Raw genomic sequence first — 26,827 nt, 5'->3', positions numbered from 1 at the left:
CAGTGTAGAGGAGGGGCGCCTGCCCGGTCCTTTGGCGGCGAAAGGAACAGCAGGGGTACCCAGCGCCTAGAATGAAGGCGTGGCTTTCTGGAAATTTACTGCACTCCGCCTTGGTTTGGTGGCCGTTTTCTTTGCGATCAGCATGTGGCTGGGGCTGGGCATTGTGCCCTCGGCGCTGGCGGCCGCGGTTATCGCCTGGTGCGTGACCTATCTGTTTGCACGCAACATGCGCGACGAAGCCGCACGCACGGTACAGCGCCGGTTCACCCAGGAACGCGCACCCAAGCGCAACCGCGGCGAACTTGACGACGCCGCGGCGGAGGACGGCATGGTGGCGGACCGTCCCGGCGTCGAAACCGACGCGGACCGCCGCCGCGACGCCTAGCCCCGCAACGGCTTAGGCTGCACCGTCCTGACCCGGCCTAGGCCAGGATGCGGGTGATCACCAGTCCCGCGGCGTAAAGCACGCTGAAGCCCAGGTTGATCAAGCCCGTGTGTTTCAGCACAGGAACCAGGCTGCGGCCGGTCTTGCCGGTGAGCATCAGCCCGGCAGGCAGGATGCAGGCCGGCACCAGCAGCAGCACCAGCAGGAGCCAGGGGTAACTGCCGACAATAAACAGCGGCAGCAGCAGGGCCACCGCCAGCATCATGACGTAGCTGATCCGGGCCGGACCGTCGCCCAGCCGGACTGCCAGGGTGCGCTTGCCGGCCACCCGGTCCGTGGGAATGTCCCGGACGTTGTTGGCCATCAGCAGTGCCACGGCAATCAGTCCGGTGCCTACGGCGCCCAGCACGGCGGCAGCGTTGATTTCCAGTGCCTGGGTGTAGGTGGTGCCCAGCGTGGCCACCAGGCCGAAGAACACAAAGACGAACACGTCGCCCAGGCCCATGTAGCCGTAAGGGTTTTTGCCGCCGGTGTAGCCCCAGGCTGCCGCCACGCAGCCGATCCCGACCAGGATCAGGAACCACGTGGAGGAGAGCACCACCAGGCCCAGACCGGCGACCATTGCTGCGCCGAAGCACCCGAAGGCCGCGTACTTGACCTGCTTGGGGGTCGCCAGCCGGGAGCCGGTCAGGCGAAGCGGTCCCACCCGGTTGTCGTCGGTGCCGCGGATGCCGTCGGAATAGTCATTGGCGTAGTTGACGCCTATCTGCAGCAGGACGGCAACCAGTGCAGCCAGTACGGCACGCAGGGGCGAGAAGGCTCCGAGGTCATAGGCGGCGGCGGAGCCGATAATCACCGGCGCGACTGCCATCGGCAGCGTCCGGGGCCGGGCGCCTTCTATCCATTGGGCGGCTGTAGCCACAGTTGTAATCCTTAATTTTCTTCGGTTGTGGAGAGTTATACCCGGCGGTTCAGTGCCGTGCGGCGGCGAGCAACCGCAGCAGGGTCATCCGGTCCGCCTTGCCGTTGGGCAGCAGGGGCAGGGATTCCAGCAGCAGGACCACCTTCGGCACTGCCGCAGCGCCCAGCCGGGCGCGGACGGCCTCACGGACCAGTTCAGGGTCAACACTGCCAACGACGGCGGCGCCCACCCGGGCGCCCCACTCGGCGTCCTCGAGGCCCAGGACAAAGGCCTGTTCCACCCCGGCCACGGTTTCGACCGCTTCGGCCACCACCTGCGCGGAAACCTTGACGCCGCCGCTGACAATTACGTCATCCAGCCGGCCGGATACGCTGACCCGTCCCTCGCCGTCGACCGTCCCGGTGTCATCCGTGCGGAACCAGCGCCGGCCGGAGTTGAACCGGAAACGGTCCCGGGTAAGCTCCGGACGGCCCATGTACCCGTCGGCGAGCACGTCACCGGCTATCCACAGCCGGCCGTCTTCGCGGATCACGTCGACGCCGGGCAGCGGAAGCCCGTTGTAGACGCAGCCGCCGCAGGTTTCGCTCATGCCGTAGGTGGTGACCACGTTCAGCCCAAGGCTGCCGGCCTTTTCCAGCAGCGCAGCACCGGCCGGAGCTCCGCCGAGCAGGATCGCATTGAAACGCCGCAGCACGCGCAGCGTCTCCGGGGCAGGATCCTGCAGCAACCGGTGCAGCTGGGTGGGCACCAGCGAGGTGAAGCGGTTGCGGTCCGTCATGTCTTCGGCGGCGCGGGTGAAGACCTCCGCGGTGAACGGGACGGACAGGTCCATAAAGACCGGCTGAGTCCCGGCGTAGAGGGACCGCACCAGGACTTGGATGCCGGCAATGTAGTTCACCGGCAGGGCCGCCAGCCACTGGCCGTCCGCTTCCAGCGCCACCGCAGTGGCCATGGAGGAGGCGGCCAGGGCATCGCTGGTGAGCATGGTCTGCTTGGGGGTGCCGGTGGACCCGGAGGTGCTGATCACCAGGGCAATGTCATCATTGGGCAGCTCGCCCTCGAACGCCTGGCCCGGGTCGGTGTGCGGCGCGACGGCGGGGCCTTCCCCGGCCAGCGCGTCGGCCAGCGGGGCAAGCAGCATGCCGGCGTCGAAGCCGGGCCTGATGAGGACTGGGAGCAGTTCCAATGCGGTCCTAGAAGTAGTAGGGGAATGAGGACCAGTCCGGGTCGCGTTTGGCCAGGAATGCTTCCTTGCCCTCCACCGCCTCGTCCGTCATATAGGCCAACCGGGTGGCTTCGCCGGCGAAGACCTGCTGCCCGGCCAAGCCGTCGTCGGCCAGGTTAAAGGCGAACTTCAGCATCCGGATGGCCTGCGGGGACTGCCGGGCTATATCGGCAGCGTACTCCAACGCCGTTTTTTCGAGGTCCTCGTGGTCCACGGCTTCATTGACCGCACCCATGGCCACCATGTCCTCGGCGGAGTATTCACGGGCGAGGAAGAAGATTTCGCGGGCTTTTTTCTGGCCGATCTGCCGGGCGAGCAGGGCCGAGCCGTATCCGGCGTCGAAGCTGCCCACTGTGGCGTCGGTCTGCTTGAATTTTCCGTGCTGGCGGGAAGCGATGGTCAAATCGGCAACCACGTGGAGGCTGTGCCCGCCGCCGGCGGCCCAGCCGTTCACCACGGCAATAACCACCTTGGGCATGGTGCGGATGAGCCGCTGGACTTCCAGGATGTGCAGCCGCCCCGCGCGTGCCGGGTCAATGGTCTCCTTGGTTTCCCCTTCTGCATAGCGGTAGCCGTCACGGCCGCGGATCCGCTGGTCGCCGCCGGAGCAGAACGAGTGGCCGCCGTCCTTGGGGGAGGGGCCGTTGCCGGTGAGCAGGACGGTGGCGACGTCGGGGGTCATCCGGGCGTGGTCCATGGCCCGGTACAGTTCGTCCACGGTGCCGGGGCGGAAGGCATTGCGTACCTCGGGCCGGTTGAAGGCAATCCGCACGGCCGGCAGGTCGCGCAGGACGGCGCCGTCGGCGTCGCGCTCCACCTGCCGGTGGTAGGTCATGTCCTGCAGGTCTTCGAAGCCGGATACAAGACGCCACTGCTGCGGGTCGAAAATATCGGACACCTGTGCTGGAAGTTCTGTGCTCACAAACCGAGTTTATCGCCCGGCGCGGTTCGTTCCCGACAACCCGGGCAGTCCGGAACGCACCGCAACCCTCCCGTGCCCCGGGCTGTGTTGCCGGCCGCAGCCGCTTAATCCGCCGCACCCCTGTTCTCTGCAGGGCATCCTGCTCCAAGGTAGTAGCTATGGCTGGCTCCGTTCCGGGGATAGATGGCCCCGCATCAGATGCAATGCTCAAGTTTGGCCGGTTCTTCACCCGATGGGATGAAACCGATGACGGCCGGGCGGTTTTCCGCGAGGGCGGCCGGGAGGGGGACGCCTTCTACCGCAACCGTTGGAGCCACGACAAGGTGGTGCGGTCCACCCACGGGGTGAACTGCACGGGCTCCTGCTCCTGGAAGGTCTACGTCAAGGACGGGATCATCACCTGGGAAGCGCAGGAGACCGACTACCCCTCGGTGGGCCCGGACCGCCCCGAATACGAACCCCGCGGCTGTCCGCGCGGTGCGGCCTTCTCCTGGTACACGTATTCCCCCACCCGGGTCCGGTTCCCGTACATCCGCGGAGTGCTGCTGGAAATGTACCGGGACGCCAAGGCCCGCACAAAGGATCCGGTGCTGGCGTGGGAAGAGATCATCAACGACCCCGAGCGCCGCCGAACCTACCAGCAGGCCCGCGGCAAGGGCGGGCTGGTGCGCTCCAGTTGGGCCGAGGCCCTGGAGATGACTGCCGCCGCGCACGTCTCCACCATCAAGAATTACGGGCCGGACCGCTGCACCGGGTTCTCACCCATCCCTGCCATGTCCATGGTCTCGCACGCCGCCGGGGCCCGGTTCATCAACCTGATCGGCGGGGTGATGAACAGCTTCTACGACTGGTACGCGGACCTGCCGGTGGCCAGCCCGCAGGTTTTCGGCGACCAGACGGACGTCCCGGAATCCGGCGACTGGTGGGATGCCACCTACCTGATGATGTGGGGCTCGAACATCCCGGTGACCCGTACCCCGGACGCGCACTGGATGGTGGAGGGCCGGTACCGGGGCACCAAGGTGGTTTCCGTCAGCCCGGATTACGCGGACAACACCAAGTTCGCCGATGAATGGCTGCCGGCCGCCGCCGGTTCCGACGCGGCGCTCGCCATGGCGATGGGGCATGTGATCCTCAAGGAAAACTTCGTGGACCGGAGGGTTCCGTTCTTCGAGGACTACGTGGTGCAGTACACGGACCTGCCGTTCCTGGTTCACCTGGAGGAACGGGATGACGGGACGGTGGTGCCGGGAAAGTTCCTGACCGCGGCGGATCTGGGCCGCAGCCAGAAGAAGGTCTCGGACGCCGCTTTCAAGACCGTGCTGCTGGACCGTGATGCCGGCACCCCGGTGGTGCCCAACGGCTCCGTGGGTTTCCGCTACAACGAGGCCGACGCCGGCAAGTGGAACCTCGACCTGCAGGGCGTGGTGCCGGCCCTGTCGGTGGTGGATGCCTCCTCCTACGGCCAGCAGGTTAGCCGCGTGGACCTGCCCGCCTTCACCGATCCGTCCGGCGTCGGATCGGTGGTGCAGCGCGGAGTGCCCGTGCTGGAAGTGGCCGGCCGGACCGTCACCACCGTTTTCGATCTGATGCTGGCGCAGTACGGGGTAGGCAGGGACGGGCTGCCCGGCCAGTGGGCCGCCGGCTACCAGGACGCCGCCACTGCGTACACCCCGGCCTGGCAGCAGGAAATCACCAATGTGGGTGCCGAAGCCGTCATCCGCACTGCCCGGGACTTCGCGGCCAACGCGGAGAAATCCAATGGCCGGTCCATGATCATCCTCGGCGCGGGCATCTGCCAGTGGTACCACGGCGACGTCACCTACCGTGCCATCCTGGCCATGCTGATGCTGTGCGGATGCCAGGGCCGGAACGGCGGCGGCTGGGCCCACTATGTGGGACAGGAGAAGTGCCGGCCCATCACGGGGTGGGCGGCCATGGCCTCTGCGGGGGACTGGAACCGGCCGCCACGGTTCATGGTCGGCACCGCGTTCTGGTACATGCATACGGACCAGTTCCGTTCCGACGGGTATTCGTCGGACGCCATGCAGTCCCCGCTGGCCTCCGGGCACCTGCGCGGAATGCACACCGCCGACGTCATTGCGAAGTCCACCCGGATGGGCTGGATGCCGTTCTTCCCGCAGTTCGATGCCCGGAACTCCCTGGACGTTGCCGACGACGCCGCCGCCGCCGTTGCGCGCGGTGAAGCGGATACCGAAGCGGGGTGGGTTGCGCGGCAGCTGAAGGAGGAAAAACTGCGGTTTGCTGTGGAGGATGTGGACGCCCCGGGGAACTGGCCGCGCACCCTGATCCTGTGGCGTTCGAACCTCCTGGGCTCCTCGGCCAAGGGCGAGGAATACTTCCAGAAGCACCTGCTGGGCACGCTGAACAACGTCATGGGCAAGGACCACGCCGACGCCCGGCCCAAAGACGTGGTGTGGCGCCAGGACGCCCCGCAGGGGAAGTTGGACCTGCTGGTGTCCGCGGACTTCCGGATGACCAGCTCCACGCTGCTTTCCGACGTCGTGTTCCCCGCCGCCACCTGGTACGAAAAGTACGATCTGTCCTCCACCGACATGCACCCGTACGTCCACGCCTTCACCCCGGCCATCGCCCCGCCCTGGGAAGCGAAAACGGACTACGACCTGTTCCGGTTGCTCGCCGAGGAATTCTCCCGCCAGGCGGCCACGCACCTGGGGGTGCGCAAGGACATGGTAGCCACGGCACTCACCCATGACACCCCCGGGGAAATCGCCCAGCCCGGCGGGCACGCGCCGGATTGGAAAGGCACGGACATCCCGGCGGTCCCGGGGCAGAATCTGCCCTCGCTCGCGGTGGTTGAACGGGACTACACCGCCATCGGGGAGAAGTTCACCGCTGTCGGCCCGCTGGCTGAGAAGCTGGGCTTCACCACCAAGTACGTCAAATACGATGTCTCCCGGCCGCTGGTCCAGCTGGCCCGTAAGCACGGCGTCTTTGACCGGGGAGCGGCAGCGGGCAGGCCGGCCGTGGATACCGATGCCCGGATGGCCGAAGCGATCCTGCTGCTTTCCGGCACCACCAACGGGGAACTGGCGGTGCAGGGCTTCCGGACCCTCGAAAAACGGACCGGGATTCCCCTGGCGGACCTGGCCGAAGGCGCGGAGGACCGGCAGATCACCTTCCGGGACACGCAGGACCGGCCCACACCGGTCATTACCTCCCCGGAGTGGTCCGGTTCGGAGACCGGCGGCCGGAGATACGCCCCGTTCACCATCAACATCGAACGGCTCAAGCCTTTCCACACACTGACCGGACGGATGCACTTCTTCCTGGACCACGACTGGATCCAAGACATGGGTGAGGCGCTGCCTGTGTACCGGCCGCCGCTGGACATGCACCGGCTGTTCGGCGAGCCCGCCCTGGGTACCCGCGGCGAGTTATCCGTGGCCGTACGGTACCTGACGCCGCACAACAAGTGGTCAATTCACTCCGAGTACCAGGACAACCTGCTGATGCTCTCCCTTTCCCGCGGCGGCACCTCGGTGTGGATGAGCGAGGAGGACGCCGCCCTTATCGAGGTCTCCGACAACGACTGGGTGGAATGTGTAAACACCAACGGTGTCCTGGTGGGCCGGGCCATCGTGAGCAGCCGAATGCCCGCGGGGGTCTTGTACGTCTACCACGCACAGGAACGGATCATTGACGTGCCCAAGTCCGAAGCCACCGGCAGGCGCGGCGGCATCCACAATTCGGTGACCAGGATCCTGGTTAAACCCACACACATGATCGGCGGCTACGCGCAGCTGTCCTGGGCCTTCAACTATCTCGGCCCCACGGGCAACCAGCGCGACATCGTCTCCGTTGTCCGCAAGCGTTCCCAGGAGGTGGCCTACTGATGCGCATCATGGCCCAGACCGCAATGGTGATGGCACTGGATAAGTGCATTGGCTGCCATACGTGTTCGGTGACCTGCAAGCAGGCGTGGACCAACCGCGCCGGCACCGAATACGTGTGGTTCAACAACGTGGAAACCCGTCCCGGGCAGGGGTATCCCCGCCGGTACGAGGACCAGGAACGGTGGAAAGGCGGCTGGGAACTGAACAGCCGCGGGAAGCTGAAGCTGAAGGCCGGCGGACGGCTGGCCAAACTCTTCGGCATCTTCGCCAGCCCGGTCCAGCCGGAGCTGAATGACTACTACGAGCCCTGGACCTACGACTACGAGAACCTGATCAACGCCCCGGCCGGCAAGGACTTCCCGGTGGCCCGGCCCAAGTCCCTGATCACCGGCGAGAACATGAATATCCGCTGGTCCGCCAACTGGGATGACGACCTGGGCGGTTCGGAGCGCACCAACCGGCAGGACCCGGTGCTGCAGAAGCTGCGCAGCGAGGCCGAGGAGAAGGTCAAGGCGGACTTCGACAACACGTTTATGTTCTACCTGCCGCGGATCTGCGAGCACTGCCTGAACCCCTCCTGCATGGCCTCCTGCCCGTCCGGAGCCATTTACAAGCGCGAAGAGGACGGCATTGTGCTGGTGGACCAGGACCGCTGCCGCGGCTGGCGGCAGTGCGTCACCGGCTGCCCGTACAAAAAGATGTATTTCAACCACCGCTCCGGCAAGGCCGAGAAGTGCACCTTCTGCTATCCGCGCATCGAGGTTGGTATCCCCACGGTCTGCGCGGAAACCTGTGTGGGCCGGCTGCGGTACATCGGGATTTTCCTGTATGACGCCGACAAGGTTACTGAGGCCGCCTCCACCCCCAACGTTCAAGACCTGTACGAGGCACAGTTGGACCTGATGATGGACCCCAATGATCCGGAAGTGGTTGCCGGCGCCCGGGCAGAGGGGATCCCGGAGGACTGGATTGATGTGGCCCGGCGCTCGCCGGTCTACGCCATGGCCAAGACGTTCCGGGTGGCGCTGCCGCTGCATCCGGAATACCGGACCATGCCCATGGTCTGGTACGTGCCGCCGCTGTCCCCGATCGTGGATGTGCTCAACGAGCAGGGGCACGACGGCGAGAGCGCGGACAATCTTTTCGGCGCCATCGAGGCGCTGCGGATCCCGGTGGAATACCTGGCCGAACTGTTCACCGCCGGGGACACCGACCTGGTGACCGGGGTGCTGCGCAAGCTCGCTGCCATGCGCGCCTACATGCGCGACATCACCCTCGGTGACGCTCCCGACGAGCGGATTGCGGCCGACGTCGGGATGACAGGTGAGCAGATTGTGGCTATGTACCGGCTGATGGCCGTGGCCAAGTACGAGGAGCGGTACGTCATCCCCACTGCGCACCTGGAGGACGCCCACAACCTCGAGGAAATCGGCTGCTCCCTGGATGTGGAGGGCGGGCCGGGCATGGGACAGACCGGGGTGTTCGGTGAAGCCTCAGGCCGGCCGACGCCGGTGGCGGTGGAAAACTTCGACGCGCTGCAGGCGCGGCAGCGCGGGGAGGACCCCACCGGAAACGGCAACCTGGGCGGCCGGGTGAACCTGCTCAACTGGGACGGGCGGGGAACACCGCGCGGACTGTTCCCCGCCAACAACAACCGCGGGGCAGCGGATGCAGACGCCGCCGAGGGCAAAGGCGCGGGGTACGACCAAGCCGAAGGCGACGGACCGGCGTCGGACTCCGGCGGGCGGAACGGTCCCGAGCCACCCTCCTCCGGACCGGGGGTCCGCCCGTGAGCCTGCTGGAGAAGCTGCTGGGCAAACCGGGCAAGGGCACGCTGGCCCCCGAGCCGTACGCCGACCAGCACCCCGCGCGCAGCCGGGCCATTCGGCAGGCAGCTGCCCTGCTGCTGGAGTATCCGGACCGGCAGCTGCTGGACCTGGTGCCGGCCATCCGCTCGGCCCTGGCCGAAGCCGGCGCCGGCAGCAGCGAGCTGGACCCGCTGTTTGGCTGGTTCGCCGACACGCCCCTGCGGGACGTGCAGTCGGCCTACGTGCAGGAATTCGACCTCTCCAAGCGGCACAGCCTGCACCTGACCTACTGGACCGACGGCGACACCCGGCGCCGCGGCGAAGCGCTCGCAGCCTTCAAGGAGATCTACCGCTCGCACGGAGTCCTGCCCGAGGGCACCGAGCTCCCGGACTACCTGCCGCTGGTGCTCGAGTTCGCCGCCAAAGTCTCACCGCAGGACGGCTACGAGCTGCTGCAGCGCTACCGGCCGTCCGTGGAACTGCTGCGCCTGGCCCTCCGCGATGACGGGCTGCCCCATGAGGGTGTGCTGACCCTGCTGTGCACCACGCTGCCCGGTGTCTCTCCCGAGGATGCCGCTGCGGTGATGCGTACCGCGGGCTACGGGCCGCCCACCGAAACCGTGGGCCTGGAACCCTACAGTTCGCGGCTGCTGCCGGTGAGTGAAAGGAACAGCCCATGATCGCAGTGGATCTACGGGCGGAAATGCCGGAAGCAACCGTGCCGGAAGCAATTGTGCCGGAAGCAACCGTGCCGCTGGACGTGCCGCCGCCGGGGAATGTGCAGGTGGGCCTGGACGACGTGATGCTCTGGGGAGTGCTGCCCTATCTGGTGCTCGCCGTCCTGATCCTGGGCTCCATCTGGCGCTACCGGTATGACAAGTTCGGCTGGACCACCCGGTCCTCCCAGCTGTATGAATCCCGGCTGCTGCGCATTGCCTCGCCGCTGTTCCACTTCGGCATCCTCGCGGTGATTGTGGGTCACTTTGTGGGACTGGTGATTCCCAAGACCTGGATGGACGCCATCGGGTTGAACGAGGACACCTACCATTTCTTCGCCCTCAGCGTCGGGACCCTGGCCGGCATCGCCACCCTGGTGGGAATCGTGCTGCTGATCTACCGGCGCCGCACCACCGGTCCGGTGTTTATGGCCACCACCCGCAACGACAAGCTGATGTACATCTTCCTGCTCGCCGCAATCCTCACCGGGCTGGCCACCACCGTCTTCTCCGTCTTCGACACGAACATCGTGAATTACCGGGACACTGTGTCGCCCTGGTTCCGGTCGATCTTCATCCTTCAGCCGGACATCCTGGGCATGACCGCGGCCTCGGTGTCCTTCAAGATCCACACCCTGTTCGGCCTGGTGCTGTTTTCCCTCTGGCCGTTCACCCGGCTGGTGCACGCGTTCACCGCGCCGCTGCAGTACCTGTTCCGGCCCTACATTGTCTACCGCTCCCGGGGGAAGCGGCCTCTTCCCGGGGCTGCGCCTCCGCCCCGCGGCTGGGCGCCGGTGGGCACCCCGGACCGCGACCGCCGCGGCGTTCCGCGGAACTGAGTTCTCCCTCCTGAAGGCAGGCACCCATGTCTACAGCATCTACCTCGCCGGCCGCAGGGGCGGACCTGAAATCCGGCCAGCTGCGGAACCTGATAGTCGCGACCATTGCCTCCACAGTCGGCTTCTGGGCCTGGACCATCATCGGGCCGCTCTCCAGCCGTTACGCCGCCGACATGGACCTGGGCGCAGGCCAGACCTCCGTCCTGGTGGCCATGCCCATCCTCGTCGGTTCGGTGGCCCGCATCCCGGTGGGTGCCCTGACGGACCGGTACGGCGGGCGGATCATGTTCACCGTCATCCTGGGTGTCACCGCGCCCCTGGTGCTGCTGACCGGAATAGTGGGACGGCTGGGCAACTTCCCGTTCCTGGTGGTCATCGCCTTCTTCCTGGGCATTGCCGGGACGGTGTTCGCCATCGGTATCCCGTTCTGCTCGGCCTGGTATGACCGCAGCCGGAAGGGTTTCGCCACCGGTGTTTTCGGCGCCGGGATGGTGGGCACCGCCGTGTCCGCCTTCTTCACCCCAAGGCTGGTCGACGCCGTCGGCTACATGGGCGCGCACATCACCATCGCCGTCGTGGTGGCCGTCATGGCCGTGATCAGCTGGCTGGTCCTGCGCGAGTCCCCGGCCTGGTCCGCCCCCACGGAACCGGTGCTGCCCAAGATCACCCACGCCTTCACGCTGCGGGTCACCTGGCAGCTGTGCTTCCTGTACGGGGTGGTGTTCGGGGCTTTCGTGGCGTTCTCGAACTATCTGCCCACGTATCTGGGCAACGTGTACGACTATGACGCAACCGCGGCCGGGACCCGGACCGCCGGGTTTGCGGTGGCCGCCGTCATTGCCCGGCCCATTGGCGGGACTATTGCGGACAAGGTGGGGCCGAAGCTGGTCACCCTGGCCTCCCTCGCCGGAACGGTGGTGCTGGCCGTGATCGTGGCACTGCGGCCGGAGGAGGAACGGGTGTACGGTACCGCGTTCATCCTGATGGCGCTTTTCCTGGGGCTGGGCACCGGCGGCGTATTTGCGTGGGTAGGGCGTGCCGCCCCGGCGCAGGACGTCGGCACCATTGGCGGGATCATTGCCGCCGCCGGCGGGCTTGGCGGATACTTCCCGCCACTGGTTATGGGGGCCACCTATGATCCGGAAAGCCGCAGTTACTTTGTGGGGCTGCTGCTGCTGGCCGCTTTTGCCGCCGTCGCGTTCCTGCTGACCTTTACGGTGCGCAACGGCGGGCGGGTGGATGAGCGGACGCGTACCTGAAAACCGGCGTCCGGCCGGCGGCGGGCGTACAGTCGGGTGCATGGGTGCAACCGAACTGATCCTGATCCGCCACGGCGAGAGCGCGGGCAACGTAGCCGCCACCCGCGCCGGACGTGTTGGTGCCGAACGTATTGACATTGCCTGGCGGGACCCGGACGTCCCGCTCAGTCCCGACGGCGAGGAGCAGGCCGCGGCGCTGGGCCGCTGGTTCGCTGAGCTGCCCGCCGGGGACCTGCCGGATTCGGTGTGGTGCTCGCCGTACCTGCGCGCACAGCAGACCGCAGAACTGGCCGGACTGCCTGGACTCGCCGGGCCGATGCGCCTCGATGAACGCCTCCGCGACCGTGAACTGGGCGTGTTGGACCTGCTGACCAGCGCCGGCGTCGCCGCCCGCTACCCGGAGGAAGCAGAGCGGCGGGCCTGGCTGGGGAAATTCGTGTACCGGCCGCCGGGCGGGGAGTCCTGGGCCGACGTCGCCCTGCGGTTGCGTTCCGTCTTCCGCGACCTCGACGACGAGGAGGACGGCAAGCGGGTGGCAGTGGTCTGCCACGACGCAGTGATTATGCTGATCCGCTACATCTGCGAACGGCTGAGCGAGCAGGAACTGCTGGATCTCGCTGCGGCCAACAGCGTTCGCAACGGCTCGGTCACCCGCCTGGTGCGGCCGTCCGGAACCGGACCGTGGAAAGCGCACACCTTCAACAGTGTGCTCCACCTGCAGGACAGCGGAGCACCCGTTACCGAACATTCTGGAGATGAGCATGACGTCCACCCCCGCTAAACTCGTTACCCCCGCACTGCTGCGCGACTGGCAGCTCTCCACCGACACTGCCGGGAAGGAGGAGCGCGGCACCGTAGTGGTGATCGGCGGGGAACGCCGCACCCCCGGAGCCGTGATGCTGACCGGCCTTGCGGGCCTGCGCGTGGGCGCCGGCCGGCTGACCATGGGCGTGGCGGACTCCGTTGCCGTGGCCGTAGCCGTTGCCATTCCCGAATCCGGTGTGGTGGGACTCGCGGAAGCCGACGGCGGCATAGACGGCGGTGCCGCAGGCGGGCTTCTCGCGGCGGACCTGGAGTCTGCAGCTGCGGTGGTGATTGGCCCGGGAATGGCCGACGCCGAACAGACTGCGGCCCTGCTGCAGTCCGTGGTGCCGCTGTTGGGGGAGAAGACCCGGGTGGTGCTGGATGCCTACGCGCTGGGTGTGCTGCCCGGCCAGCCGAAGCTCGCAGAGGCACTGGCCGGACGGCTGGTCCTGACCCCTAACCGCACAGAGATCCTGCACCTGCTGGGGGATGAAGACGCGGACGAGGAGTCCCTTGACCTGGCCGAAGCCTCGGCCGAGGTGGCCCGCAAGTATTCGGCCGTAGTCACCGCGCAGAACCTCATCACGGCGCCGGACGGTTCCAGCTGGGAAGTGCCCGCCGGGAATCCAGGCCTGGGTACGTCCGGTTCGGGTGATGTCCTGGCCGGTGCGGTGGGCGGTTTCCTGGCCCGCGGTGCCACGCCGGAGCAGGCCGCATGCTGGGGCACCTACCTGCATGCCGTGTCGGGGGACCGGCTCTCGGCGTCGCGCGGCCCGCTCAGTTTCCTGGCGCGCGAGCTGCTGGAAGCCATGCCCCCGGTGATCGCGGAGCTGAACTAGGGGAGCAGGCTGCCCGGGGCCGCTTCGGGCTCCTATCCTTAACTGATGACAGCTAACGAATACCGGGCCCCGTCCGGCCGCCCGCCGGCGCAAATCCCCTGGCTGGCGTACCGCTTCACCCGCAGTGATGCCGTGGCGGCGGGCTACTACGTCCTGTTCCTGCTGTTGCTCAGCTTTGTGCCGATCGACATTCCGGGCCTGTCCGCGCTGATCCCGGATCCGCTGGTGGCCGCATATGTGATCAACCTGGCCTTCTACGCGGTGGGCGGCGTCCTGGCCCTCATCGCAGCCCGGGCCTATGCGGCACGGGAAGCAAGGATCCTCGCTACCCGGCCGGTCCTTTCAGCGGCGCTGATTCCGATCGGCGTGATCCTGACCATCATCGCCTCCATGGTGGGCCTGATCATCACCGGCGAGGCGGAGACCGCCGTGAACCAGGAGGCCGTGCAGGGCCTGGTTACGCAGATGTCGCCCTGGCTTGTGGTGCCCCTGGTGGTGGTGCTGGCGCCCTTCGTCGAGGAGTACATTTTCCGCCACCTGCTGATCGGCAAGCTCAGCCGCTATTGGAACACCTGGGCCTGCTGCATCCTGTCGGTCCTGTTGTTCGCCTCCATCCACATTGTGGGCAAGGAGTCGCTGTCCCTGCCGGTACTGATGCCCTATCTGGCCACCGGCGCCGTGCTGGTGGGCATGTACGTCTGGGCCGGGAACAACTTCATGCTGTCCTACGGGGTGCATGCCGCGAAGAACCTGCTTAGCGTCCTGATCATCTACGCCGTGCCGCCGGAGCTGCTGCAGCAGTAGGGTCTCACGGCCGTTTTGGGGGTTCCGCGGACGCCTTCTGTACAGCTGATGCGGGTATTGGCCCTTCCACGCCGCATCAGCTGTACAGAAGCTGGAAGAGCAGGTGCGCGTCAGCTGATGCAGAATTCGTTGCCCTCGGGATCGGCCATCGTGTACCAGGAGTGCGGGCCCTGACTGGCCTCGTACAGGAAGGATGCACCTCGACCTTCCAATGCGGCCCGGGCTTCGTCCTTGTCCCTGCCCTCCAGCCGCACATCCAGGTGGATTCGATCCTTGACGGTCTTGGGCTCGGGGACGGGCTGGAACAGGATGCGCAGCCGGTCCTCCTGTCCCACCTGATCGGCAGGGCAGATAGCTGCGCCGTCACGCCAGACCCGGACACCGTTGTGCTCAATCACGTCCTCGGGTTTTGCGAAGCCCTGGTCCAGCAAGGACGAGATGAAGCCCTGGTCCGTGGGCTCCAACGTCCAGCCCAAGGTTTCCGCCCACCAATCGGCCTGAGCGTGGGCATCGGTGCAGTCTACGCAGATCTGTATGTTCGTCATGGCCCAGAGCCTAGGACCGCCGAATCACCCGCAGCTCCGAATTGCGGCCAGCTACCGTCCGCAAGCTAGGAGCCGGGCTTCTCGAGCCGCTCATTTTCGGGTGCCCGGACCGGAGCGCCGTTGCATGGCAGTACCCGCTCCGGCCGGGCCAAGTAGAAAAAAGAGCTCCGGGCTTCGGAGCCAAACCCGCCGGGCACCATCAGCGTGGAATACCGCTGGCACCACTGAGGCGTGTCGACGGCGGCTTCCAATGCGGTTGCGACCGCACCGACATTGTGGAACCACATCAACTGCTGCTGCCCGTCGATAACCAGGTAGATGAGGTCCAGCTGCGGATCCGCGGTGACGGCGACGTCGGCCCAGTGCTCCCAGCCCTGAAGCCGGCGGCCGTGAATCCAATGGATGTTGTGGCCCGGAGCGAAACCGGTGCAGTTGCTCGGGGAGGAACTGCTGAAGTCGGGGTTGTTGAAGCCGGAGTTACTGACACTGGAAATGCTCACAGTGGGTTCCTTTTCAGGTTGTCCTTGCCTGCAGCGGATGAAGCAGGCCGCTTCGTCATCCGAACCACCCGCCGAACAGTGGGGTTGGTGTGGGGCCAGTCGGAGCTTTTATGCCCGGCGAACCGGGCGAAGGCCACATCTCGTGAAGCTGAAAACTACTGTAGCGGAGGGCGCCGACATTTCGACAGGGGCTCTTGTTCTCGGGTCCCGGGCCGGGTCCCGGCGGGGCGCCGGGCGGGCCGGAACGGCGGCAACGAAAACTTCCGCTCGCAGAGCTCGCGAAAGTTAATAAAGCCGCCTAACCCGGCCCGTCCGGTGCCCTGGTGCCGCACCGCGCCTAACCCGGCCCGTCCGGTGCCCTGGTGCCGCACCGCCCAACCCGGCCCGTCCGGCCCTGGTGCCGCACCGCCTGTCCGGTGCCCCAGTCCCCGGCCCGTCCGGTGCCCCGCCCCGAAAGGCGTCGGAGAGAGCTTTACGGGGCGGAATCCACCACGGAGGTTCTAACCGAAGTCCATGCCTGAACGGTGCCGGCAGGAGCGTTGGGGAAGTCCTGCAGCAGTACGTCCTGTTCGCCGATGACCAGGCCTGAGTCAGGATCGATGATGATGTCGGTCCGCGACGTTCCTCCTGGGTGGGGGATTCCGATGGCGATGCCTGTCCTACCGTCCACTGTTGCCTGCTTGTCGCTCATGACCACGCCGGGGATCAGTGCAGCGGCCCGATACATGGTTGCGCGCAGGTCGGCGGGGACGGCCCCGGTGCGCAAACCGTCAGCGATGGTTACAAAGGCCTCGGTTTCCGGCGTTTTGCCGGCTCCCTCGGTGCGCTCGTAAATGAGGTCCAGCAGTTCCCGGGGATCCCGGGGCAGGCTTCCGGCTTCGTCGAGGGAGGTGCCGATGATGACCATCGGCGCCTGCCCGTAGAAAGCTCCGCCCGGGCCGCGCTGGATTCCGACCGTCGGGTTCGGCACCCCACCCTTCGGCGGCAGCTGGGCGATCTCGGCGGCCGCCTTCTTGGCGGCGTCGGACGAGGACTCGAGGGGAATCCGCTCTCCGCGGTCCCAGACCCATTCACCGTTCCTGTCTGCCGGTATGTAGAGCTGATCGCTGACGGTTTCCTGCCAGGAAAGGTCGCTGCCGTCAGCCATCTGCTTGCCGCCCCAGGTCAGCTCGGTTGTGTCGATTTTCAGGTACTGGCCGGGGCCCACCACGGGATCGGAGGTGCGGATAGTAGCGTCGGCTGCGGCGTTCAGGACTTCTGCCGCCTCAGCGGTGGCGCCGGGACTGCCGGGCCGGACGACGTCGGCCACCACTATGCCTCCCACCAGCAGAGCTGCAGCGGCGGATGCAAGCAAGAGACGGCGTCGGGCGCGGGGCGGCGTGGTCCTCGGGCCTCCGGCGCGGCGGGCGTTCAGCGGAGGAACGGGGTGCAGGCGGGAGGGTGAAGTGCTTTGTGCCGCCTGCGGAGCGTCCATCACGGCGAGCGACCTGGCGCGGCTGCCGGCCAGTTCGTTTTCGTGAACGGAGCGTGCGGGGTCAGCGGAAGCAAGTGCGCGGTCCAGGCCGACGGGCAGATTGGCATTGTTCATCATTTCGCTCCTTCTGAAAGTGATTCCGTGTCCAGCAGGCGGCCGAGCGCCTTGCGTGCCCGGTGCAAACGCATCCTGACGGCGGTGGCGCTGGTGTTGAGCAGGTCCGAGACCTCGCTGGAACTGAAACCGTCCCAGTACGTCAGGAGGAGGACCTCCCGCTCATCGGGCCCGAGCCGGGCGAGCGCCTCATGGATGCGGGAGTCGTCGTCGTTCCGCTCGTGGTCCCGTTCCAGCTGGAGGGCTCCGAGGAGGCTCGCGGACCGGGAAGCGGACCGGTCATGGTTGCGGAGGACGTTTTTCGCGATCCCGAACAGCACCATGACCGAAAGGCTTTCCTCCTGCCCGGTCTTTTCCCAGGCGATCCGAAAGACCTCGGCGCACAGGTCCTCGGCGGTGGCGGCGTTTTCGGTTCGACGCCGGAAGTAGCGGTAGATGCGGTCATGTCCGGCGGCGTGGGCGGCCAGGAAACACTTCTCCCTGTCCACGTCCCGTTGTTCCTTCCGGAAGCTTTGTACACTCATGCCCTGTTAATGTCCGGCAGCCTCAAAAGTGTAACCAGGCGGTGCACGCAACTTTCCCCGACACGTGCGCTGCCCCGCTCTGCGCATAGGCAACGGACATGCGAAGGGGCCTGGCGGAGGCGGCTTTAATACTTCCCGCGAGTTCTGCGAGCGGGGAGTTTCGTTGCCGCCGGAGCCAGGCCCCGTAGGTGCCCACGTTCCCAGCGAGGCCGGTCAAAGCCAGCGAAAGAGTTACCGCCAGCCGGCCCCCGGCGCCACCAGCTTCACGACGCTTTCCAGCAGCTGCGCGTTGTAGTCCACGCCCAGCTGGTTCGGCACGGTAATCAGCACGGTATCGGCTTCCTGCACGGCGGCGTCGGCGGCCAGTTCAGCAGCGATGACATCCGGTTCGCCGATGTAGCTCTTGCCGAACCGCGCCAAACCGCCGTCGAGATGGCCCACCTGGTCCCGTCCCTCGGCCTGCGCACGGAGCCCGAAATAATGCCGGTCCTCCCCGGTGACCAACGGGATGATGCTGCGGCTGACGGAGACCCGCGGGGTGCCCTGGTGGCCGGCGTCGGCCCAGGCCTGCCGGTACACGGCAATCTGCTCGGCCTGCAGCTGGTCGAACGGGACACCGGTGTCCTCGGTCAGCAGGGTGGAGCTCATCAGGTTCATGCCCTGCTCGCCCGTCCACTTGGCTGTGGCCCGGGTGCCGGATCCCCACCAGATGCGCTCGGGCAGGCCGGGGGACAGCGGATCGATGGGCATGGCTCCGGTGCTGCCGGTCATGGCCGGATCCGCCTGGGCGACGCCGGCACCGGCAATCGCGGCCCGGAACACTTCGGTGTGCTGCCGGGCCATGTCGGCGTCGGTGGATTCCGGCCCCGGCACGTAACCGAAGGACTCATATCCGCGCAGGGCCGGCTCGGGGGATCCCCGGCTGATGCCCAGCTGCAGCCTGCCTCCGCTGATCAGGTCCGTGGCCGCGGCATCCTCGGCCATTGAAAGAGGATTCATATAGCGCATGTCGATCACGCCGGTGCCCAGCTCAATCCTGCTGGTCCGCGCGGCCATGGCTGCGAGCAGCGGGAAGGGGGCGGAGAACTGCGGGGCGAAGTGGTGCACCCGCAGGTACGCGCCGTCGACGCCGATTTCCTCGGCTGCGACGGCCAGCTCCACCTGCTGCAGCAATGCGTCACGTGCGCTGGGGGTCCGTGAGCCGAGCGCATTCCGGTAATGTCCGAAGGACAGGAACCCTATTCGTTTCATATCAGCCTCAGCGCCGTAAGGTTCGGCCGTATTCCCGTCCTCCCCGGACTTCCGGGCCGGGCACGTGGAAACGCAGCGGAAGGAAGCAGGAACAGTGCACATCACCTTGGTCCCGGGCTATCAGGGCTCACCGCCGGAGCAGTGGCAGAGCCGGTGGGAAGCCGACCTGCCGGACGTCACCCGCATCGCGCCGTCGTCGTGGGACGAGCCGGAGCTGGAGGACTGGATGTCCGCGCTGGACAAAGCCGCCGGGGCACAGCACGGGAACACCGTGCTCGTGGCCCACAGCCTGGGCTGCCTGGCCGCGGCGGAATGGCTGCTGCGCAACCCCGACGGCGCCCGCGGGGTCTTCCTGGTCAGCCCGCCGGATCCCGTAGCCGCCTCCTTCCCGCAGCCGGCCGGGACGTTCCGGAACCCGCGCTTGCAGGAACTGCCTGTTCCGGGCCTGCTGATCGCCAGTGAGAGCGACCCGTACTGCGCGCTGCCGGCGGCAGAGGTCATTGCAGCGGCCTGGAAACTGCCGTTCATCAATGCCGGCGAGCTGGCGCACATCAACGAAAAGAGCGGCGTGGGCTACTGGGAACAGGGCCGCGACCTGCTCACCGCGTTCACCGCGGGGCTGGGGGAACGGGCCGCAATCGGATAAGAATGGGCACATGCAACTTCCGGTGATGCCTCCCATTGCGCCCATGCTGGCCAAAGCCGCCAGCTCCCTGCCTGAAGGCGAGTACCTCTACGAGCCCAAATGGGACGGGTTCCGGTCCATCATTTTCCGGGACGGCGACGACGTCGAGATCGGCTCCCGCAACGAGAAGCCGATGACGCGCTACTTCCCCGAACTGGTGGCGGCACTCAAGGCCAACCTGCCCGAGCGGTGCGTGGTGGACGGGGAAATTGTGATGGTGGCGCCCGACGGTAAACGGTTGGACTTCGAGCTGCTGCAGCAGCGTATCCACCCGGCCGCCAGCCGCGTGAAACTGCTTGCGGAGCAGACCCCGGTCCGGTTCGTGGCCTTCGACCTGCTGGCCCTGGGAGACACGGATTACACGGACAAACCGTTCGCCGAACGCCGCGAGGCCCTGGTCCAGGCGCTGAAAACGGCGCAGGCACCGGTGTCCGTCACCGCCGCCACGGATGATCCGGAGCAGGCGCGGGACTGGTTTGACCGGTTCGAAGGTGCCGGGCTGGACGGAGTGGTTGCCAAGCCGCTGGATGCTGCGTATGCCCCGAACAAGCGCACCATGGCCAAGCTCAAGCATGAGCGCACCGCTGACTGCGTGCTGGCCGGCTACCGGGTGCACAAGTCCGGCCCGGACCTCATCGGTTCGCTGCTGCTGGGCATTTACAACGACGACGGCGAGCTCACCAACGTGGGCGTTGCCGGAGCCTTCTCCATGGACCGGCGCCGGGAGCTGTTCCAGGAGCTCCAGCCGCTGGTGGCGGGCGAAGAAGGGCACCCCTGGGCGTCGGAGGAGCAGGAGGCCGGCACCCGCACGCCCCGCAACTCGGAAGGCAGCCGCTGGAGCGGCAAGAAGGATCTCTCCTTTGTGCCGCTGCGTCCGGAGCGGGTGGTGGAGGTGAAGTACGACCACATGGAAGGGAATCGGTTCCGGCATGTGGCGAGCTTCGTGCGCTGGCGGCCTGACCGCTCGCCGGAGTCCTGCACCTACGCCCAGCTGGAGGAACCCGTGAAGTTCGACCTGGCGGACGTGCTGGGCAGCTAGCTGCGAAGACTAGCCGCGGCCCCGGCACCCGGTCCGGAATTCGCTGCCGGCATCCGCCAGGATGGCCGCGGTGTAGCCGTCCCGGTAACCGGTCTCGGTGGGATGCAGGTCGAACGGGCCGCCTTCGAAGCGAATCCAGGAATCGGCGGATCCCACTCCGTGTCCGGCGAATTCGTCCACCACGTCCACAAAAACGCCGTCCTCGGGAACCTGTCCGGCGATGACCGCATTCAGGGCGTCGGTTCCGGCGTTGAACAGGGCCTGCGCCTCCGCGCTGAGCGGGCCCGGCGCACCGGTTTCGAACAGGTGCGGGTATCCGGTGACCACCAGGGTGGCGCGCGGGGCTGCCTCGGCTATCCGGGCGAATTCCGCCGCCAGCTGGGGAGCCAGGACCGTCGAGGCGTAGGTGCTGGCCTGCTCGATGGCCGGTGCGCAGGTGGCCGGAAGCTGGGTCCCGGCGCAGGCGGCCACCACGGTGCCGAACCGGACGTCGTTGCCGCCGATGGTCACGGTCACGACGTCGGTCCGGTCGTTGAGCGTGCCGCTGGCCGCCGCGTTGCTGATCTGTTCGGGCAGGTCCACCGGTGCGTCAGCCGGGGTGGTCAGGGCGGTGGCGCCGGCGCAGGTGGCATCGGCTTCCAGATCCACGCGCCGCCGGGCGTCCAGCAGCGCGGGATAGCCCTGTTCCGTGCGGCCGCAGGCATCCAGCACGGGACCGCCGCCGTAGCCGGCGGCATAGGAGTCTCCGAAGGCCACATAGTCGACGTCGCGGCCCCAGCCGTGCCCGCCGCCGTGCCCGCCGCCGTGGCCCCGGCCGTGCCCGTGGCCGTCTCCGCCCCGGTGCTGCACGGAGTCCCCGCCGAAGTTGCCCGGGGAGCCGCCTGCCGGACCGTCTGCCGCGGCGGACGACGCACCGCCGGCCAGGAGCGCCGCCGCAGCCAGGGCCAGGACACCGAGCCTCCCGCCGCGGAATGAACGGCGGAACGGGAGGCGGAACGGACTGCGGAAAGGGACACCGGGTGAACGGCGGTAAAGACCTGGGCGAGGGCTCATCTTTGCACTCCTTCGGGCAGCGGAATCAACGGCTCCAAGGCGGACAGTCTTTCCCAGCGCAGGGCATGCGGCAATCGCCAATCCCGTATCCGGTTCCCTGGCGGCAGGTTTTCCATCGATAACCCGGGCAGCATGAGCGGCCGGAATGCTGCCCGGAGGGGTGTGGCGCAATGCACCTCTGCGCTACGCTGGCGATATACCGACCGTATGGTCAGTAATCGCTGGCTTCTTGCAGGCCCGTCGGTACATTCCAGCAGTCCCGGGCAACGGTGCCCGGCAGGACGCGTCCCGTGCGAAAGGTTTTCCCATGACGGCAACAGCCCTCGACGTTGACTACGTACCCAGCTACGTCCGGGACGCCTGGTGGTCTCCCCGTGACGGCGGGCCCGGAACCGAGGTGCGGGACGCCAGCACCGGGGAGCTGCTGGCCCGGGTCAGTACGGACGGGCTGGACACGGCCGCCGCCGTCGAACATGCCCGCAGCACCGGCCAGACCGAACTGGGGAAGTACACCTTCCACCAGCGGGCCCTGCTGCTCAAGGAACTGGCCGGTTTCCTCAACGCCCGCCGGGAGGAACTGTACGAGGTGTCCGCCCGCTCCGGGGCCACCCGCAAGGACTCCCTGGTGGACATTGACGGCGGCATCGGAGTGCTCTTCGCCTACGGGTCCAAGGGGCGCCGCGAGCTGCCCAACGCCACGGTCATCACCGACGGCGCGGTGGAACGGCTGTCCCGGGACGGGTCTTTCCTTGGCGAACACATCTACACCCGCCTGCCCGGCACCGCCGTGCAGATCAACGCCTTCAACTTCCCGGTATGGGGCCTGCTGGAAAAACTGGCGCCGGCCTTCCTCGCGGGGGTGCCGAGCATCGTCAAACCCGCCACGCCCACCGGCTACCTGGCCGCCGCAGCCGTGCGGCTGATCGTGGCGTCCGGGATCCTGCCTCCCGGGTCGCTGCAGCTGATCTCCGGCCCGGCGCGGGACCTGCTGGACCACCTGGACTACCGGGACCTGGTCTCCTTCACCGGCTCGGCGTCCACCGCCGAAAAGCTGCGTGCGCATCCCAATGTGGCGGTGGGAGGCGTTCGTTTCACGGCCGAAACGGATTCACTCAACGCCGCCATCCTGGGACCCGACGCCGTGCCCGGCACCCCTGAGTTCGAGGCCTACATCGAATCGCTGGTCACCGAGGTGACGGTCAAGGCCGGCCAGAAATGCACCAGCATCCGCCGGGCCCTGGTGCCGCGGGAACTGGTGGACGACGTCGTAGCCGCCGCCGCGGACCGCATCCGGGAGCGGGTGGTGCTGGGCGATCCACGGGCCGCGCAGGTGACCATGGGGCCGCTGGCGTCCACCGAGCAGCTCGACGGTGTCCGCGGTGCCGTCCGTGAACTGCTCGCCGCCGGCGGGACGCTGGCGCTCGGCTCGCTGGAGGCACCCGACGTCGTACTTGCCGACGGCAGTACCGGCCCGGCGCCGTCGGGCGCCTTTATGGAACCGGTGCTGCTGACCTGGGACAACAAGGACGCGGACGCACTGCACAGTGTGGAGGCCTTCGGACCCGTTGCGTCGGTGGTCGGCTATGACAGTGTGGCCGACGCCGTCCGGCTGGCTGCCCGCGGGGGCGGGTCGCTCGTGGCCACCGTCTGCACCAATGATCCGCAGGTGGCCGCCGAAGTGCTCGCCGGCATTGCCGGGCACCATGGGCGGGTGCTGATCCTGAACCGGGAGGATGCGGCGAGTTCCACCGGCCACGGCTCCCCGGTGCCGCACCTGGTCCACGGCGGTCCCGGGCGGGCGGGCGGGGGAGAGGAGCTGGGCGGCATCCGCGCGGTGCTGCATTACATGCAGCGCACCGCCGTGCAGGGCTCGCCGAACATGCTCACCGCCCTCACCGGCATTTGGCACACGGGTGCGGACCAGCGGTTCGACGCCGGCCATCCCTTCCGCAAGCCGCTGAGCGAGCTGCGGGTGGGCGACGCCGTGCGCTCCGGGCTGCGCACGGTGACCCGGGCGGACATCAGTGCCTTCGCCGAGACCACCGGCGACACGTTCTACGCCCACACCGACCAGGCCGCGGCCGAGGCCAATCCGTTTTTCCCGGGCATTGTGGCGCACGGCTACCTGCTGCTGTCCTGGGGTGCGGGCCTGTTCGTGGACCCGGCGCCCGGTCCGGTACTGGCGAACTACGGGCTGGAGAACCTGCGCTTCATCACTCCTGTGGCTGCGGGCGACGCCATCCGGGTCACGCTGACCGCCAAGAAAATCACGCCGCGGGAGACCGACGACTACGGCGAAGTGGCGTGGGACGCGGTGCTCACCAACCAGGACGATGAGCTGGTAGCCACCTACGACGTGCTGACCCTGGTGGCCAAATAGCTGCCGGGGGACGCTGGGTTACGGGCAGCTGCTGCGGCGTACTGCCCAGTCGCAGACGGTGTCCTGGCTGAGGACGTCGCTGACCACCACCACGCCGTAAGCGGCCAGGACGAGCCCTGCAACTGCCAGGGCCGCCCACAGCAGCCGGCGCTTCCCCATCAGGCCGAGCCTGGATCCAGGCGGGTATGCAGCCCGTCGAAAACCATGGTGATGATGTTGTCCGCGAGCTTCTGCGCGGGCAGTGGACCGCCCGGCCGATACCACTCAACAATCGAGTTGATGGTGCCGAAAAGCAGCCGGGTGGTGGTCCGCGGATCAATGTCGCTGCGCACCGAGCCTTCACGCCGCGCCGCGTCCACCAGGTCCGCCACCCGGTGGTCGAACTCGCGGCGGCGGGCCAGCGCGGTGCGCTCAATCTCGGTGTTGCCGCGCAGGCGCAGCAGCAGGGTCACAAACGGCAGCCGCTCGGTCAGCACCTCAATGGTGCCGCGCAGCACGAATTCGAGCCGGACGTCGGCCGCACCGTCGGAGGCCCGCGGGTCATCCAGCACCGCCTCCAGCCCGTCCAGGGCATGGTCGAGGGCCAGGCGGAGCAGCTCGCCCTTGGAGGGGACGTGGTGGTAAATGGCTGACTTGGTGATGCCCAGGTTCTCGGCGAGGATGCCCATGGACGTGGCTTCGTACCCGTGCCGGTTGAACACGTCCACGGCCACGTTCAGCACACTCTGCTGGTCATAGCCGGGGCGGCCGCGGCGGCCGGGAACAGCAGCAGCAGGTGCATCGGGGGCAGCAGCGGGATCGGGGGCAGCAGCGGGATCGGGGGCGGCATCAGGCATGGCGCCATTTTCCCACGCCGGGGCGCACCGGCGTCGGGCCGTTCATCACGACGGCGCGGCGCCGGGCTGCCGGCGCAGATCGTAGATCCGGCGCAGCTTGCCGCTGGAGCGTGCCAGCGTGCCCGGTTCCACCACCTCCACAGTGCAGGAGGAGCCGACATGGACCTTGATCTGCGCCGCCAACTCGACGGCGGCGGTGGCGGCCTCCGGTGCGGAGGTCTCTTCCCGCCGCTCGATCCGCACGGTGAGTTCATCCATCCGCTCCGGCCGCGTGATTTCCAGTTGGAAGTGCGGGCTGAGGGCCGGCAGGCGCAGCGCGATTTCCTCGACCTGGGTGGGGAAGAGATTCACGCCGCGCAAGATGACCATGTCGTCGCTCCGGCCGGTGATCCTGCCCATCCGGCGCATGGACGGCCGCGCCGTGCCGGGCAGCAGGCGGGTCAGGTCATGGGTCCGGTAGCGGATGATCGGCAGCGCTTCCTTGGTCAGGGAGGTGAAGACCAGTTCCCCGGGCTCGCCGTCGTTGAGCACCCGGGTGTCATCAAAGGGATCGATGATCTCGGGGCGGAAGTGGTCCTCCCAGATGTGTGCACCGTCCTTGCTCTCCACGCACTCGCCGGCCACGCCCGGGCCCATCACCTCGGAGAGGCCGTAAATGTCGCAGGCATCCAGGTCCATCAGGGTTTCGAGTTCATGCCGCATTTCCTCTGTCCATGGTTCGGCACCCAGCACCGCGGTTCGAAGCGACGTGGACCGGGGATCAATGCCGGCGGCCGCCATCGCGTCGGCGATCGCCAGCAGATAGGTGGGGGTGCAGAGGATGGTGTCCGGCTCGAAGTCCAGAATCAGCTGGATCTGGCGTTCGGTCTGCCCGCCGGAGATCGGTATGACGGTGCAGCCCAGTTTCTCCGCTCCGAAGTGTGCGCCCAGCCCGCCGGTAAACAGCCCGTAGCCGTACGCATTGTGCACCTTGTCGCCCGGCCGCACCCCGGACGCACGCAGCGAACGTGCCACCAGGGCGGCCCAGCGGTCCAGGTCTCCGGAGGTGTAGCCGACCACCGTGGGCCGCCCCGTGGTTCCCGAGGACGCGTGGATGCGCGAGACCTGGTGCTGCGGTACCGCGAACATGCCGAAGGGGTACGTTGAACGCAGGTCCTCCTTGGTGGTGTACGGGAAAAGCCGCAGGTCGCCCAGCTCGCGCAAATCCGAGGGGTGCACGCCGGCGTCGTCGAACTTGGTCCGGTAGAGCGGAACCCGCTCGTAGGCGTAGGCCAGCGTCTGCTGCAGGCGCCGCAGCTGCAGGTCCTCCAGTTCGTCCCGGCTCATCCGCTCCTCGGGATCCAGGGAAGCAGGATCCAGGGCGGCGGGATTCGCGGCGGCGGATTTGGCGGGGGAAGTCTTCATGCGCTGTTTCCTGTCGGGAACGGGGCCGGCTCCCGGCCGGCGTCGGGACGGGAGGGCGGGTCCGGGAGCGGGCCGCGGATGGTGCGTGAGCGTCCGCGGAAAAGGGCGACGACGTCGGATGTGCCGTCGGGGCGGTCGGCCCGCACCTCAATGTCATAAACACCGCTGCGGCCGCTGCCCGCCCGGTGCTCGGCGTGGGCGGTGAGGATGTCACCCGCGTGCGCCGACGCCAGGAAGGTGATGTCTGCCCCCGCAGCCACGGTAACCTCGGTCCGCTGCGGGGCCGGTCCGCCGGCTTCCGGGTTGCAGGCCAGCGCAAAGGCGGTGTCGGCGAAGGCAAAAACCATGCCGCCGTGCGCAATGCCGAAACCGTTGAGCATTTCCGGGCGCAGCAACATGGAAATGCGCGCTGCGCCGTCCCGGAGCTCCAGGACTTCGATGCCCAGCCACTGCGAGGCGGCATCGAAAACCAGAAGGGGATGGGCGGGGGATTTGCCCGGGGTGACGCCGGTGTCAGCCATGGGACCCTCCTTTTTATCTACCGAATGTTCATTAGGTAATCCCGGCAGGAGGATGGCTGTCAAGGACCCGGGCACCCGCGGGCCTGCCGGTGTCCCCAGA

Annotated in this window: 25 protein-coding genes and 1 riboswitch; of the genes, 12 read left to right on the top strand and 13 right to left on the bottom strand. The window is 67.5% G+C overall.

Annotated features, from left to right (window positions below):
• Positions 1-79: 79 nt before the first annotated feature.
• The gene (locus QNO06_RS14130) at positions 80-385 is read left to right on the top strand and encodes a DUF4229 domain-containing protein (protein WP_227912642.1); all 306 of its coding nucleotides are present in this window, start codon (positions 80-82) and stop codon (positions 383-385) included.
• A gap of 37 nt (positions 386-422) precedes the next feature.
• Here QNO06_RS14130 and QNO06_RS14125 read toward each other — a convergent pair whose 3' ends face one another.
• The 3 genes from QNO06_RS14125 to QNO06_RS14115 are packed head-to-tail and all read right to left on the bottom strand — an operon-like array spanning position 423 to position 3,454.
• Positions 423-1,307 (bottom strand): 1,4-dihydroxy-2-naphthoate polyprenyltransferase, encoded by an 885-nt coding sequence (locus QNO06_RS14125; protein WP_227912643.1) that lies wholly within the window; start codon positions 1,305-1,307, stop codon positions 423-425.
• Between the two features lie 49 nt (positions 1,308-1,356).
• Positions 1,357-2,493, bottom strand: coding sequence for an AMP-binding protein (locus QNO06_RS14120; RefSeq protein ID WP_227912644.1), 1,137 nt, complete (start codon positions 2,491-2,493; stop codon positions 1,357-1,359).
• Positions 2,494-2,500: 7 nt separating this feature from the next.
• Complete coding sequence (locus QNO06_RS14115) at positions 2,501-3,454, bottom strand: 1,4-dihydroxy-2-naphthoyl-CoA synthase (RefSeq protein ID WP_227912645.1); 954 nt, start codon at positions 3,452-3,454, stop codon at positions 2,501-2,503.
• Positions 3,455-3,612: 158 nt separating this feature from the next.
• Between QNO06_RS14115 and QNO06_RS14110 the strand changes: the two genes are divergently transcribed.
• The 8 genes from QNO06_RS14110 to QNO06_RS14075 all read left to right on the top strand — a co-directional run bounded on the left by QNO06_RS14110 (position 3,613) and on the right by QNO06_RS14075 (position 14,401).
• Positions 3,613-7,332: a nitrate reductase subunit alpha gene (locus QNO06_RS14110; protein ID WP_227912646.1), complete on the top strand. Its 3,720-nt coding sequence runs from the start codon at positions 3,613-3,615 to the stop codon at positions 7,330-7,332.
• A complete protein-coding gene (gene narH, locus QNO06_RS14105) occupies positions 7,332-9,125 on the top strand; it encodes a nitrate reductase subunit beta (protein ID WP_227912647.1) in 1,794 nt (597 codons plus the stop codon). Before QNO06_RS14110 ends, narH begins: the two co-directional genes overlap by 1 nt.
• Positions 9,122-9,820, top strand: a complete 699-nt coding sequence (gene narJ, locus QNO06_RS14100) for a nitrate reductase molybdenum cofactor assembly chaperone (RefSeq protein ID WP_227912648.1) — start codon at positions 9,122-9,124, stop codon at positions 9,818-9,820. The genes narH and narJ overlap by 4 nt, the downstream gene beginning before the upstream one ends.
• 122 nt (positions 9,821-9,942) lie before the next feature.
• Positions 9,943-10,695: a respiratory nitrate reductase subunit gamma gene (narI, locus tag QNO06_RS14095; RefSeq protein WP_227912945.1), complete on the top strand. Its 753-nt coding sequence runs from the start codon at positions 9,943-9,945 to the stop codon at positions 10,693-10,695.
• 26 nt (positions 10,696-10,721) lie between these two features.
• Complete coding sequence (locus QNO06_RS14090; RefSeq protein ID WP_227912649.1) at positions 10,722-11,954, top strand: MFS transporter; 1,233 nt, start codon at positions 10,722-10,724, stop codon at positions 11,952-11,954.
• Positions 11,955-11,994: 40 nt separating this feature from the next.
• Positions 11,995-12,735 carry a histidine phosphatase family protein gene (locus QNO06_RS14085; protein WP_227912650.1) on the top strand — a complete coding sequence of 247 codons (741 nt, stop codon included), beginning with the start codon at positions 11,995-11,997 and terminating at the stop codon, positions 12,733-12,735.
• Complete coding sequence (locus QNO06_RS14080; RefSeq protein ID WP_227912651.1) at positions 12,710-13,597, top strand: NAD(P)H-hydrate dehydratase; 888 nt, start codon at positions 12,710-12,712, stop codon at positions 13,595-13,597. The genes QNO06_RS14085 and QNO06_RS14080 overlap by 26 nt, the downstream gene beginning before the upstream one ends.
• A gap of 45 nt (positions 13,598-13,642) precedes the next feature.
• The gene (locus QNO06_RS14075) at positions 13,643-14,401 is read left to right on the top strand and encodes a CPBP family intramembrane glutamic endopeptidase (protein WP_227912652.1); all 759 of its coding nucleotides are present in this window, start codon (positions 13,643-13,645) and stop codon (positions 14,399-14,401) included.
• Positions 14,402-14,511: 110 nt separating this feature from the next.
• Here the strand turns inward: QNO06_RS14075 and QNO06_RS14070 are convergent, their stop codons facing one another.
• The 5 genes from QNO06_RS14070 to QNO06_RS14050 form a co-directional block, all read right to left on the bottom strand.
• On the bottom strand, positions 14,512-14,946 hold the full coding sequence (locus QNO06_RS14070; protein ID WP_227912653.1) for a VOC family protein: 435 nt from the start codon (positions 14,944-14,946) through the stop codon (positions 14,512-14,514).
• 65 nt (positions 14,947-15,011) lie between these two features.
• A complete protein-coding gene (locus tag QNO06_RS14065) occupies positions 15,012-15,446 on the bottom strand; it encodes a hypothetical protein (RefSeq protein ID WP_227912654.1) in 435 nt (144 codons plus the stop codon).
• Between the two features lie 15 nt (positions 15,447-15,461).
• A riboswitch (SAM riboswitch) is annotated at positions 15,462-15,594 on the bottom strand.
• A 324-nt stretch (positions 15,595-15,918) separates the two neighbouring features.
• Positions 15,919-17,034 (bottom strand): CU044_5270 family protein, encoded by a 1,116-nt coding sequence (locus tag QNO06_RS14060; protein WP_227912655.1) that lies wholly within the window; start codon positions 17,032-17,034, stop codon positions 15,919-15,921.
• Entirely contained in the window at positions 17,034-17,558 is a 525-nt protein-coding gene (locus QNO06_RS14055) for an RNA polymerase sigma factor (protein WP_227912656.1), read from the bottom strand. The genes QNO06_RS14060 and QNO06_RS14055 overlap by 1 nt, the downstream gene beginning before the upstream one ends.
• 231 nt (positions 17,559-17,789) lie before the next feature.
• Positions 17,790-18,809, bottom strand: coding sequence for an LLM class flavin-dependent oxidoreductase (locus QNO06_RS14050; protein ID WP_227912657.1), 1,020 nt, complete (start codon positions 18,807-18,809; stop codon positions 17,790-17,792).
• A gap of 94 nt (positions 18,810-18,903) precedes the next feature.
• On the opposite strand from QNO06_RS14050, the gene QNO06_RS14045 reads away from it, so the two are divergent.
• Both QNO06_RS14045 and QNO06_RS14040 read left to right on the top strand, forming a co-directional pair.
• A complete protein-coding gene (locus tag QNO06_RS14045; protein WP_227912658.1) occupies positions 18,904-19,455 on the top strand; it encodes an RBBP9/YdeN family alpha/beta hydrolase in 552 nt (183 codons plus the stop codon).
• Between the two features lie 10 nt (positions 19,456-19,465).
• A complete protein-coding gene (locus tag QNO06_RS14040; protein WP_227912659.1) occupies positions 19,466-20,533 on the top strand; it encodes an ATP-dependent DNA ligase in 1,068 nt (355 codons plus the stop codon).
• Between the two features lie 9 nt (positions 20,534-20,542).
• On the opposite strand, the gene QNO06_RS14035 is transcribed toward QNO06_RS14040, so the two are convergent.
• Entirely contained in the window at positions 20,543-21,586 is a 1,044-nt protein-coding gene (locus QNO06_RS14035; RefSeq protein WP_227912660.1) for an SGNH/GDSL hydrolase family protein, read from the bottom strand.
• A 307-nt stretch (positions 21,587-21,893) separates the two neighbouring features.
• Between QNO06_RS14035 and paaZ the strand changes: the two genes are divergently transcribed.
• Positions 21,894-23,966 carry a phenylacetic acid degradation bifunctional protein PaaZ gene (gene paaZ / locus QNO06_RS14030; protein WP_227912661.1) on the top strand — a complete coding sequence of 691 codons (2,073 nt, stop codon included), beginning with the start codon at positions 21,894-21,896 and terminating at the stop codon, positions 23,964-23,966.
• An 18-nt stretch (positions 23,967-23,984) separates the two neighbouring features.
• On the opposite strand, the gene QNO06_RS14025 is transcribed toward paaZ, so the two are convergent.
• The 4 genes from QNO06_RS14025 to QNO06_RS14010 are packed head-to-tail and all read right to left on the bottom strand — an operon-like array spanning position 23,985 to position 26,727.
• Positions 23,985-24,125: a hypothetical protein gene (locus QNO06_RS14025; protein WP_227912662.1), complete on the bottom strand. Its 141-nt coding sequence runs from the start codon at positions 24,123-24,125 to the stop codon at positions 23,985-23,987.
• Positions 24,125-24,802 carry a TetR/AcrR family transcriptional regulator gene (locus QNO06_RS14020; protein ID WP_227912663.1) on the bottom strand — a complete coding sequence of 226 codons (678 nt, stop codon included), beginning with the start codon at positions 24,800-24,802 and terminating at the stop codon, positions 24,125-24,127. The genes QNO06_RS14025 and QNO06_RS14020 overlap by 1 nt, the downstream gene beginning before the upstream one ends.
• A gap of 45 nt (positions 24,803-24,847) precedes the next feature.
• The gene (paaK, locus tag QNO06_RS14015) at positions 24,848-26,206 is read right to left on the bottom strand and encodes a phenylacetate--CoA ligase PaaK (RefSeq protein WP_227912664.1); all 1,359 of its coding nucleotides are present in this window, start codon (positions 26,204-26,206) and stop codon (positions 24,848-24,850) included.
• Positions 26,203-26,727 carry a hotdog fold thioesterase gene (locus QNO06_RS14010; protein ID WP_227912665.1) on the bottom strand — a complete coding sequence of 175 codons (525 nt, stop codon included), beginning with the start codon at positions 26,725-26,727 and terminating at the stop codon, positions 26,203-26,205. Before QNO06_RS14010 ends, paaK begins: the two co-directional genes overlap by 4 nt.
• Positions 26,728-26,827 lie beyond the last annotated feature (100 nt).

This window comes from Arthrobacter sp. zg-Y20 (assembly GCF_030142075.1).
Taxonomy (GTDB): domain Bacteria; phylum Actinomycetota; class Actinomycetes; order Actinomycetales; family Micrococcaceae; genus Arthrobacter_B.
Note: the sequence above shows the minus strand (reverse complement) of the source record. Positions and strands in the feature narration are given on the sequence as shown.